Origin of the sequence: Mycolicibacter sinensis, assembly GCF_001667945.1 — a bacterium.
GTDB lineage: Bacteria > Actinomycetota > Actinomycetes > Mycobacteriales > Mycobacteriaceae > Mycobacterium > Mycobacterium sinense_B.
In genome coordinates this window covers 1-10,632 of record NZ_LZJK01000139.1, presented here as the reverse complement: position 1 = coordinate 10,632, position 10,632 = coordinate 1, and the positions used below count along the sequence as shown (strand labels likewise).

Genomic DNA, 10,632 nt, shown 5'->3' with positions numbered 1-10,632 from the left:
CGCCCCAAACGCCGACTCCGAGGCCACCAACTGCGGAATATGGGCATCCAACAAACTCATCACCGCACTCCTTTCTCTTCCTTCGTTCCCTTACTTCGACTCCGATTCCGACTCCGAATTCGACTCGGGGTCGGCGAGATCGTTCTCACTCCAGGTGTCGGGCAGCATCGGCACACCCGGGCCGCCACCGAACCCGTCGCCGGCCAGAGTGGTCAGCCCCGCCGCGGCCGCGGCGCGCCGCCTGCCCACGGTTCCGGTGAAACCCAGCGCCCCGGCACCGCGCTCCGAGCCCGTCATCGAGGACGCCGACACGGGCTCTTGCGCCGGTCCAGAGCTCGGACCGGAATCCATGTCCATGAATTCGTCGGCGTGGTCGTGCAACACCGCGCGCCGGCGTCGCCGCGCCCGGGCCTTGTCGCGCGCCGAGCTGCGCACCGCCGCCGCGGCCGCCGGTACCCGCGAGGCCGGCGCCTGCGCCTTGTTCCGATCGGTCAAGGTGGGCCCCAGCCCGGTGCCCGGATCCGCCCCGGCGACCAGGTAGCCGAAGCCCATCACTCCGGGGGCCGGTGGCGGCGGCGCCACCGCCGAGGTCGCCGGCGCTGCCGGCACGCCCGGTGCACCCGGGGTGGCGATGCCGGAGGAGAAACCGGTCACCACCGCGATCGGCCGCTCAGGCGACGGGGCGACGGCAACCGGCAGCATCGGCTCGTCGGGTTCGTCGGCCACACCCGGCTCCAGGTTGACCAGCTGGCTCAACGCCACGCCGAGAATGATCGGCAAAAAGGCTGGGGCGGAGAGCATCACGCCCCAGAAGGTGAAACCGAACGGGATGAAGAACGCCTCGTAGGCGATGAAGAACAGCAACGGGAACCAGGTCGCCAGCGCGGCGGGGCCGCCGCTGATGATCTCGCGAATCACCCCGACCGGATCCTGCAGTAGCTGGCCGAGTTGGTTGAACAGCTGGGTGAAGAAATCCCCACCACCCGGTGCGGCATCCGCGGGCTGGACCGAGTCGGCCTTGACCACCGGGGGGGCCTGCACCGTGCGCGGCGCCGACGCCAGTGCGGCACCGGAGACCGCATGGTAGGTGCTCATGGTGGTCGCCGCCTGAATCCACATCCGGACGTAGTCGGCTTCGTTGAGCGCAATCGGGATGGTGTTGATGCCAAAGAAATTCGTGGCGACCAACACCCCGTGCGTCATGTGGTTGGCGGCCAGCTCCGCCAGTGTCGGCATCGACGCCAGCGCGGACGTGTAGGCCGAGGCCGCCACCTCATGCTGGGCGGCCACGCCGGCACTGTCCGCGCTGGCCTTGCCCAGCCACGCCAGGTAGGGCACGTGCGCCGCCAGGTACTGCTCGGCGCTGGGCCCCTGCCAGGCGCCGCTTTGCACCGCGCCGAGCAATGCGGTCAATTCGTCTGCGACCGTGGCGTACTCGACGCTCAGCGCATTCCATACCCCGGCAGCGCTCAGCAGCGGACCCGGTCCGGGACCGCTGCTCAGCAATGCTGAATGCACCTCCGGCGGGGAGGCGATCCAGACCGGGGCGGAGATCATCAGGCGCCTCCGGCCCCCGCGTGGCGTGCCACGTAGGTGGTGGCGGCTGCCGCGTCGCCAGCGGCATAGTTGACGCCGGACTCACCGACACCGACACCGGCGCGACCGAGCTCGGTGGTGCCCTGGGCGGCCACCGCGGCGTGCTCGCTGCCCTGCGCGCTGAACCCGGCCGCAGTCTGCAGCGACACCGGGTCGGCCGCCGGCGGCACCACCGCGGTGATCAGCGGGGCGGCGCTGGCCTGTGCGGCAGCCAGGCGGGCGGTCAACGCCTCGACCGCTGCGCTGGCGGCGGCGAGACCTTCCGGAACCACATTGAGCGTCATGACTCCTCCTCCTTATCGCTCCATACCTTTTCGCGCATCAGCGCGTCAGACTTTGGCTGAACAACGGATTGACCAGCTGCAAGTAGGTGGGTTCGTCGTTGTCGCCGAGCAGCATCGCCCGGCCCGCCGGGAGCCGCCCGAACCGCTGACCGCGGATCTTGCCGGAATCGGCGGGGTTGCCCGACAACATCACGGTGGTGGCCTGCAGGTCGTTGAGGCGACGCAGCAGCGGGTTGGTCATCAACGCGTGGGCCGACCCGGTGGCACGGCCGGTGACGATCACCCGCAGCCCCAGATCACCGGCCTGCGACAGCAGCGGAATCAGGTTGGTCCACGGTCGCTGGCCCGCGTACGGCCCGGTCAGTGCCGGGGAGTCCGGGATCGAGTCCACGTCGTCGATGATCAGGTAATGGGTGTGTCCCTCGTAGGTCCAGCTGGCCAGGTCCGCCGCCGAGAGCCCAGCCGGCGGCCGGCGGGAACCGATCAGCGCTGACAGGCCCAGCATCGCCGGGATTACCCGATCGACGTTGGCGGTGTACTCGTTGTCGGCGAACAGCGGTTCGTCGACCAGGTGCAGCCGGCGATCGAGCACCGTGAACGCGACCTGCTCGGCGGTGCTGTTCTCCCGCACCGTCCGGATGATGTGCCGCAGCAGGGTGGTCTTGCCGGACTTGCTGTCCCCGAGCGCCATCACCAGGGGGTTGGCGGTGAAGTCCAACTCCACCGGCGCCAGGTCCTCTTCGCGCTGACCGATGACGACCCGCTCCGGGCCCGGCCACAGCGTTCCGACCTCTTCGGGGGCCAGGTTGGTCGGCAGCAGTCGCACTGGCGGCGCGGCCAGACCGGGGTGGCGGGCGTTGATCTCGGCGATCTGGCCCAGATCCGGTTCCGCGATCAGGAAGTGCTCGGCGGCCATGGTCAGGCCGCGGCCCGGCTGGTTGGCCGGCACGGCCTCGGCCGGCCGGGTCAGGGCCCCGGCCACCCGGACGTTGCTGTCCCGTGGGTCGTGCAGCTTGAGCTCAAGGCGCAGCCCCAGCCCGTCGCGCATCGCCAACGGCACCTCGAGCCAGCTCGGGGTGGTGACGACGACGTGGATGCCGTAGGCCAGGCCGACGTTGACCAGCTCGGTCACCTTGGCCAGCAACGGGTTACGGGTGTTGAACTGGTCGGTGTTGTCCCGACTGAACGCGTACAGGTTGTCGATGACCAGGAAGACCTCGCCGTACCCGTCGTTGAGCGAGCCGATACTGCCGTCACGGAACGCCTCCCGCTGCTGGCGCGCGGTCAACAACTGCTCGAGTTCGCCGAATGTACGGCGGATCCGCTCGGGTTCCAGCCCGGACGCGACGCTGCCCACGTGCGCCAGGTCCTCGAGCGCACGCAGTTGGCCGCCGCCGTAGTCCAGGCAGTAGAACGTCACCTCACGCGGCGAGTGCAGGCTGGCCGCCGAGAGGATGAAGGTCTGCAGCGCAGTCGTTTTCCCGGACTTGGGTCCGCCGTGGATGAGCATGTTGCCGCTGGCCGAGCGGGCGTCGAACACCAGCGGGTCGCGCCGCATGTCGAACGGCTTGTCGATCTCACCCAGCGGCCAGCGCAGCTGCCGCTCGCCGACACCGGCCCGGGCCAGCGCCGCGGTGAGCGGGATCGGCTCGTCCAGCGGAGGCAGCCACAGCGCCGGAGCCTGCGGGCCGTAGTGCGCCAGCTGGTCGCCGATGGTGGCGATCAACTTGCGCGGCGGCGCGTAGGTCTCGTCGTCGGGCTCGGCCACGATGGTGGTCTCCGCAGCGGCCACCGGGCCGGCCGTGAACAGTTTCGGCTCTGGAATCGCATGCATCACAACGGCTTTGGACTGCCGCGGCGGGTCGTAGATACCGTCGACGTAGGTGCTGCGGAACTTGATCGGCGCCGCGCCCGGAGCGGGCACCAGGAAGCCCTCGCCCTTGTGCTCCTTGCCGGATTCGATGTGATAGGCGTCCTCGACCCCGATGATCTGGCGGGAGACGCTGGGGCTGGCCACCTTCAAACCGATTCGGTAGGAGGTGTTCTTGTCGATGTCCTTGATCTTGCCGACGTCGAGGGTCTGCGAGGCGAACAGGATGTGAATCCGGAACGACCGGCCTTTGCGCGCGACGTAGTCGAACAACTCGGCGTACTCCGGGTGGTCGGCGAGCATCAGGGTGAACTCGTCGGCCACGACGAACAGCGTCGGGATCGGGGCCAGATCGTGGCCGGCGGCGATCGCGGCCTCGTACTCGGTCACCGAGTTGAACGCGCTGCCCTGCACCCGACGACCGGCCTCCCGCAGCAGCAGCTCCCGGCGGGCCACCTCGCCGCGCAGCGTGTCGGCGAACCGGTCGGCCAGCGAGCGCTTCTCGGCCATGTTGGAGATGACCGCGACGACCTGCGGGAAGTTCCGGAAGATGTCGGCGCCGGCCTCACCCTTGAAGTCGGCGTAGATCACGATGAGCCGGTCCGCGGGGTGCGTGGTCAGCAGCGACAGCAGGATCGACATCAGCGTCTGCGACTTACCGGAGCCGGTCATGCCGATCATCAGGCCGTGCGGGCCCATCCCGCCCTCGGCCTCGTCCTTGAGATCGAAGATCAGCGGCTCACCGGTCGCGGTGACTCCGATCGGGACCCGCAGTTCCTCGTCGCGGCTCCGGGGCGCCCACAGTGAGGCGACGTCGAGGCGAGAAGCGTCGGGGATGCCCAGCAAGGTGGTGAAGGTGGCGCCGCGGGTACCGGCCGAACGTAGCCCGGCGTGGGTCGGGTTGGAGTCCCAGCGCGACAGCCGGCGCGCCAGGTGGGCGGCCTCGTCGGCGGCCAGGCGGTCAGCGTCGTCAACGTAACGCTGCCAGCCGCCGGTCTGCCAACGGTCGATGGACTCCCCGTCGCCGTTGATGCGCAGGATGGGGCGCTCCGGGTCGGAATACTGCTCGCGGTTCGGCGCGACGCTGCCGCGCTGCACGATGGTCACCCCGGCACGGGCGGCACCCAGCGAGGAGGCGGCCAGGTCGAAATCCGGGTCGTCGATGATCACCAGCAGATGCCGCGCCGTCTCGGCCGGCTCGCCGGTGAACGGCGGGCGCTCGGCCAACGCCGGCGCCAGCAACATCGCCAGTTCCTCGGGGCTGCTGGTCAGGTAGCGCGCCGGGCCGACACCGTCGACCGAGCCGGGAATGTCTACGTGCGGCAACCACTTCAGCCAGGACCAGGCCGGGCTCTCCAGGTCGGGGCTGGCCAGCGCCACCCCGAGCATGGTGGGGTCGTGCCAGGTGACGGCCTGGGCGACCCAGGCCCGCACGGCACCGGAGACCTCGTCGGCGGTATCGGCCAGCACGGTGATCCGGGACACCTTCGTCAAGTCCAGGCCGACAGGCACGTCGCGCACCGTGCGCTGGGTGTCGAGCAGGCTGCGTAATGCGCTGTGCGACACCGGTTCCAGGTCGATCTCGTCAGCGGTGTCAGTGACCCGTACCGCGCTGGCCAACGGCACCGAATGCCGCCCGGTACGCACCACCAGGAAGTCGTCGTCGTGCGGGTCGCGCTCCCACTGTCGGCGCGAGCCGGGAACGGCGGCCAGATCCGACGGGTCCGGGTGCGACCATTCGGCGGCGGCCCGCTGCTTAGCGGCCGAACCCCGGATGTTGTCGCGGACCACCGACAGGTAACGCAGGTAGTCGGCGCGTTCGGCGTCGACCTCGACGGTGCGGGCCTTCTTGTCGCCGCCGCGGTAGATCCCTGCCGCCGCCACCAGCAGGGCGAACGGGAAGAACAGCATCACCGGGGAGATCAGCCGCATCCCGGTCGCGACCATGGCGATCACCATGCCCACGATCAGGATCACGATCACCACCGGCAGCGCCCGCTGCAAGAACGACGCCGGCACCATCCGGGGCAACTCCGGCGGCGGCTCGATGGTGATGGTGCCCTTATCGGTGGGCGGCGCCGGCAGCCGGCGGCGGGCCTCGAAGATCAGTCGGCTCATCGGGTCTCTCCCCCGTCAGTGGCACCCAGCTCGGTCGTCGCCCGGCGAACCGGCCGTTGATCCGGCGCCAGCGCGTCGTGGGCCAGCAGTGCGTCGGCGCGCGACAGGGTGGGCCCCAGCGCGAACTGCGACAGCACCGACCACGGGATGGGCAGCGCGGGCTGGCTCAGCCCGAGCGCGGCGACGGTGTCACCGTCGCTGCCGGCGGTACCGGCCTCGGTGTTGACGCCGTAGCGCACCCCGGTGTCGGAGATCCAGAACAGCGGGCCCGCACCGGCGTTGGCCGTCGGATCGCCGCTGACGCTCTGGGCGAAGTAGCCGGTGCCCGGGGTCAGCGCAACCCGGGCGGCCGTCCCGCCGACACCGGCGCCGACCAGATCCAGGGTTCGGACGCCGTCGCGCAGCGGCAGCGAGGAGCCGGACAGCAGCGTCAGCGAGCTGGTGCTGGCCCCGGCGGCTCTGCTCCAGTGCGCACACGTCAGCGGGTCGGACACTGCATCGGTGATGCTCACCGGCTGCTCGGGGAAGCGGGAGGTGTCCAGGGCGTGCGACACCGGCAGCCGGGCGATGTCGTCGGCACCGAGCAGCGGCGGCCGGTCCAGCCCGTGCGAGTCGGTGTTGCGCAGCACCGCGGCGAGAACCCCGGAGATGGGCTGCAGGCCGTCGGGCAGCACCGCGTAGTAGCGCAGGGTGCCTTGCGCGTTGCCCTCCAGGGCGTGCGCCGCCACAACCGCGCCCACCGGCGCGGCCGCCGGCAGCTCGAACGCCGGCTTGTCGCCCGCGCCGGGAATCACCGGCGCGGTCAGCGCGGGCGCCTCCGGGATCACGTTGAACAGCCCGGTCGCGATCGAACGGGGCGTGGGGACCGGCGCGCCCCGCTCGCCGAGGCCGAGCGCGCCGGTGATGGCACGGTCGGACAGGTCGATCCGGCTGCGCTTGCCGTCCCACAGCAGCCAGGCGCCGGTACCGTTGTCGGCCAGCACCGCGTGCTGCGCATCAAGCGCGCCGGCCCGGGATCCGCCGTCGCCCAGCGGCCCGGCGATCACCGTCACCCCGGCGTCTGTGCCGCCCACCGAGTCGCACACCGTCCAGTCGGCGTCGCGGCTGGTGTTCTGCACCATCCGCTCCGGGGCGCCGGGAATACCGATCAGGTTGCCGCGCGGAATCTTGTCCAGCCCAGTGCTTTTCACCGCGGTCGGGTTGACTGGGCGCCCGACGATCAGCCGTGCGGAGGTCAGGTTGAGCACCGGGTGCAGCTGGTCGCCGACGCGCACGTACAGCGCCGAGGTCGACTTGTCGGCCAGCACCGGGTCGTTGGCGGCCGCACTGTTGGGCCAGATCAGGGTGAACACGAAGCAGCCGCCCGCCACGGTGGCCAGCACCAGCAGACCCATCAGGACCGCACGCGCCTGTGAGCGCAGCGGCTCCACCAGCATCCGGGTGTCGTGCAGGGCCACTCCCGAGGCGATCCGCCGCATCACGAACCGCCAGCCGCTGACCTGGTGTTTGGTGACGAAACCCCGCCGGTACTCGACCCGGTCGGGGTTCTCGTTGACCGGGGTGCGGGATGCAAAGGAGCGCCGTTCGTCCTCGGTCCGGTCGGAGGAAGCGGCGCTCACGCGTTCGCCTCCAGACCCAGGCCACGCAGCAACGGCGTCACCGAGTTACGGACATCTTCAGTCGTGATGGTCATGAGCTCCTCATCGGTGAACACACCGGTACCGGACTGTTCGGAATGGTCGAGCCGGAACTCGCGCTCCTCCTCGGAGCGTTCGACGAGGTTCCGGACGAACCGGCCGTTGCCGGCGATGTCGAGGCTGCGCCGCGCGATCCCGTTGGCATCGGGGTGCGACGCGGCGGCCAGCTGAGCGAACAGCGCCTGCATCTCCTCGAGCGCGGACTGCTCGAACCGGCTGTCGCGCTGCTCGGCCATCTTGTAGGCGATCTCGACCAGCTCCGGCGGCTGGTAGGACGGGAAATCGATGCTCCGGGTGAACCGCGACCGCAGACCTTCGTTGGTGTCGAGGAATCGGTCCAGGTCAGCGCGGTACCCGGCGACGATCACCACCAGGCGATCGCGGTCGTTCTCCATCCGCGCCAGCAGGGTGTCGATGGCAACCAAGCCGAAGTCATTCTTGGCGCCGGTGGCCACCAGCGCGTAGGCCTCGTCGAGGAACAGCACGCCGTCCAGTGCGCTGTCGATGATGGCGTTGGTCTTCGCCTCGGTCTCACCGATGTGCTGACCGATCAGGTCGGCACGGTGCACCTCTTTGATGTTCTCTTTCTTCAACAGCCCCAGGCCGCAGTAGATCTTGGCGACCACGCGCGCGATGGTGGTCTTACCGGTCCCGGGCGGCCCGGCGAACACCAGGTGGTGGGTGCGCTGGCCGACGGCCAGTCCGTGCTGCTTGCGCACCACCTCCATGGCCACCGAGCTCTTGAGCCGCTGCACCTGGTTCTTGACCTCGGCCAGGCCGATGAACTCACCAAGTTCCCGTTCGGCCTCGGCCAGCAGCTCGGCCTTGCGCTCATGGGCCGCCGGGTCGATGAAGTCCTCGGCGCTCGGCTCGGTCTCGGGGTCCCAGGGATCGGTCCGCGCCTCGATCCGCGCCGCGGTGGTCGTGACGATCCCGAAGCTGGTGTCCAGCAGGGCGTGCTCGACCTGCTCGTTCTCCGGGTTGGCGGCGTAGAGGTCCTGCAGCACCTCTTCGGCCGTCTCCTCGTCGCCCTGTGCCCGCAGGATCAGCCCCTTGGCCAGCGCCCCGTCGGTGGCGGCGACGGCGATCGGCCCGTCCGGCTCCTCCAGGTAGGACAGCGCCGGGGCGTACATGCCCAGCCGGGCCAGCGCGATACCGAGCGCGATCTTGGCGGCGTGGGTGAACAGCTCGTCGCGGTCGGGGTCGTTGACGATCGGGGTCAGCAGCTTGACCATGTCCGACCAGCGCCCGGCATGGTGGTTCACCGCGATCGCCAGCCAGCGCGCGTCGTTCCAGTCCGGACGGCGCTGCGTGATCTCGGCGACCAGCTCGTTGGCCTCCGCACAGCGGCCCGCCATGGCCAGTTGGGCGGCGTGCGCCAGGTGGAAGTCGTCGGCTTCGGTGGCGCGCAGCTTCAGGTACAGCCCGGTGTCGTAGTGGAAGCCGAGCGCGCCGGCCGGTAGGTCCAGGCGCCGCTGCAGCGCCCCGGCGCTGGCCGCGGTCGCCGACACGGCGGCCAAGACCCGCGGCGACTGGTCGCCGGCGGCGGCCAGGCCGGTCCAGGCGTCGCACTGCTCGTGCGCGACCCGGGTCAGCGCCGCGAAGCCGGCGCGAGCCGCGGCCAGGTCGGCCGGCCGTTGCCGCTGGTACACCGGGATGCCCAAGGCACGGCAGCAAGTGGCGAACCGGCTGAGGGTGTCCTCGTCAACCCGTGGCTGCGATGTCAACAGAGCCGCGTCACCGGTGTTCATGCGTGGCTCGTCCCTTCAGCAGTGTTGCCTAAGCTAACTCGGCTGAAGTTAGCATTGCATAAGCTAACTGTCGAGGTGGGTAGAGACGACCGTCGAGTGGCTTCCATCACCGCGCTCCGACCGCCGTTGGCAGGTAGACCCGGCGCGGAAGCGCCGACATCGTTCCAACCCATTCCCGGCTCCTTATTGAAAATCATTTTCGATTGCTGTGGAACGTTACCCCATCAGGGCTCGTTTGACGACGGCGCCCGGCGTTCTTGACCGCGCGCTAGCTCTTGACCGCCCGGACCAGGGCGGTGCGCGCGATCATCGGTCCCTCCTCGGTATCCGGACCGGGCACGGGGCGGCCCAGTTCACGCAAGTAGTCGGCCAACGGCGTCGCGACCGCGGACCAGCCCCGTTCCCCGAACCACTGATCGGCCGGCGCGCAACGCTCGTTATAGACCAGTCGGTGGAAGATGCGGCTGTCGTCGCCGGCTGCGACTTCGGCCTCCACCGCCGCCTGGAACACCTCGGCCGGCAGGGGGGCACCGTCCTCGACCGCGACGTGGCTGCCCGACGCCGCCAGGTCATCGAGGCCGGTGTAAAGCTGATGCTGCGCGTCGGCCGACAGATACATCAACAGCCCCTCGGCGATCCACGCCGAGGGCTGGGTGGCGTCGAATCCAGCGTCGCGCAGCGCCTGCGGCCAGTCCTCACGCAAGTCGACAGCTATCTCACGGCGTTCTGCTTTGGGCCTGATGCCGCGCTGCGAGAGCACGTAACTCTTGAAGGCGAGTACCTGCGGCTGGTCCAACTCGAAGATCGTCGTCTGCTCCGCCCACTCCAACCGGAAGGCGCGGGAGTCCAGCCCGGCCGCCAGAATGACCACCTGCCGCACCCCGGCAGCGACGACGCGGCGGAAGTAGTCGTCGAAGTAGCGGGTGCGCGCACCCTGGAAATTGAGGAAATGTTCCCCGAAGTCCCCGGTCAGCAGCTGATGGTCGGGGAGGTTGCCTTCGACGACGGCCTCCCAGTCACCGCCGGCTGCCCGGCAGAACAACTCGGCATAGGGATCGACCGCCAAGGGATCGGGTTTGCGGGCTTCCAGGGCCCGCGCGGCGGCCACGAACAAGGCGGTCGAACCGACGCTCGTGGTGATGTCCCAGCTGTCACCTTCATTACGCATTACAGGCATTCCACTGACCCTACGCCGCAGTAACCAGCGTGGAATCCCCGCTTTACCAGCGCTCTGCGACCGCTCAGCCCCACTTGGCCGCTTCGGCGGTGTCGCGGGCGTTCATCATCAACGTGTTGGTCTCATGGGTGGCCGCCAT

At 69.7% G+C, this 10,632-nt stretch carries 6 protein-coding genes; all 6 read right to left on the bottom strand.

Going from position 1 to position 10,632, the window contains the following annotated elements:
• Positions 1 to 90: 90 nt before the first annotated feature.
• A complete protein-coding gene (locus tag A5694_RS18010; protein ID WP_109535734.1) occupies positions 91 to 1,554 on the bottom strand; it encodes a PPE family protein in 1,464 nt (487 codons plus the stop codon).
• A 2-nt stretch (positions 1,555 to 1,556) separates the two neighbouring features.
• A complete protein-coding gene (locus A5694_RS18005) occupies positions 1,557 to 1,880 on the bottom strand; it encodes a PE family protein (protein WP_064923666.1) in 324 nt (107 codons plus the stop codon).
• Between the two features lie 37 nt (positions 1,881 to 1,917).
• A complete protein-coding gene (gene eccCa, locus A5694_RS18000; protein ID WP_064923664.1) occupies positions 1,918 to 5,868 on the bottom strand; it encodes a type VII secretion protein EccCa in 3,951 nt (1,316 codons plus the stop codon).
• Positions 5,865 to 7,487 (bottom strand): type VII secretion protein EccB, encoded by a 1,623-nt coding sequence (eccB, locus tag A5694_RS17995; protein WP_064923662.1) that lies wholly within the window; start codon positions 7,485 to 7,487, stop codon positions 5,865 to 5,867. Before eccB ends, eccCa begins: the two co-directional genes overlap by 4 nt.
• Positions 7,484 to 9,316, bottom strand: a complete 1,833-nt coding sequence (gene eccA / locus A5694_RS17990; RefSeq protein WP_064923660.1) for a type VII secretion AAA-ATPase EccA — start codon at positions 9,314 to 9,316, stop codon at positions 7,484 to 7,486. Before eccA ends, eccB begins: the two co-directional genes overlap by 4 nt.
• Positions 9,317 to 9,584: 268 nt before the next feature.
• Entirely contained in the window at positions 9,585 to 10,484 is a 900-nt protein-coding gene (locus tag A5694_RS17985) for a class I SAM-dependent methyltransferase (protein ID WP_064923658.1), read from the bottom strand.
• Positions 10,485 to 10,632 lie beyond the last annotated feature (148 nt).